Origin of the sequence: Thiolapillus sp. (assembly GCF_048562965.1) — a bacterium.
Classification (GTDB): Bacteria; Pseudomonadota; Gammaproteobacteria; order Chromatiales; family Chromatiaceae; genus Thiolapillus; species Thiolapillus brandeum_A.
The window spans coordinates 1-663 of the sequence record NZ_JBHNMF010001379.1; the positions used below are offsets into that span (position 1 = coordinate 1).

General features: G+C 60.0%; 2 protein-coding genes. Both read left to right on the top strand.

Features of this window, described 5'->3' with window-relative positions:
- The first annotated feature begins 206 nt into the window (after window positions 1-206).
- Window positions 207-521, top strand: coding sequence for an IS66 family insertion sequence element accessory protein TnpA (gene tnpA / locus ACOCD2_RS24435; RefSeq protein WP_294078855.1), 315 nt, complete (start codon window positions 207-209; stop codon window positions 519-521).
- Window positions 522-550: 29 nt separating this feature from the next.
- A partial coding sequence (gene tnpB / locus ACOCD2_RS24440) for an IS66 family insertion sequence element accessory protein TnpB (protein ID WP_419626315.1) occupies window positions 551-663 on the top strand: 113 nt, incomplete at its 3' end.

Consider the following 663-nt stretch of genomic DNA (forward strand, 5'->3'; position numbering starts at 1 on the left):
TTTGGGATTGTGGCAGGCCTCGATGATCTGCTTTACTTCCTGACGCGTCAGCAGTTCCGGTATCTTCTGGGGACGCTTGGGAATCTGAATGGGTACATCAAATTCTGGCCACTTCAGTACCGTAAGCGCCCAAGAATCCACACCTGTTTTCCCCACCTGACCCTGTGCAGACTTTCTCCTGGAATTTCACGACATAGGAGAAATCGATGGACATGTCTGATGCCACCGAAGGTGCGCCGTTCTGGCAGCCACACATTTCGGCCTGGCCACAATCCGGCCTGACGCAGAAAGCCTACTGCGAACAACAGGAACTGCGGTATAGTACCTTTGGCTACTGGGTCCGCAAGCTACGCCGGGCGGCCGAACCGGCAACAGAGAAGAAGGGGGCGGGCTTTGTGCCGGTGATCCCGGCCACGGTGCAGCCCGCCGGCCTGATCCTGAGCCTGCCCAACGGCCTGGAGATCCGGGGAATCGCGACTGAGACCCTGCCGCTGGTGAAGCAACTGCTGGCGGTGCTGTGATGGAATACCGGCTGCGCCCGCATCCGCAGATGCCGCGGATCTACCTGTATCAGGACCCGGTGGACTTCCGCAAGAGCTTCCGGAGCCTGGCTGCGATCGTCGAACAGGAGCTGGGCCACAACCCCTTCGAGGGGGCGCTGTA

Excerpts from the sequence above, each read along its gene's own strand:
- tnpA (WP_294078855.1), top strand. The coding sequence starts at position 207 with ATGGACATGTCTGATGCCACCGAAGGTGCGCCGTTCTGGCAGCCACAC.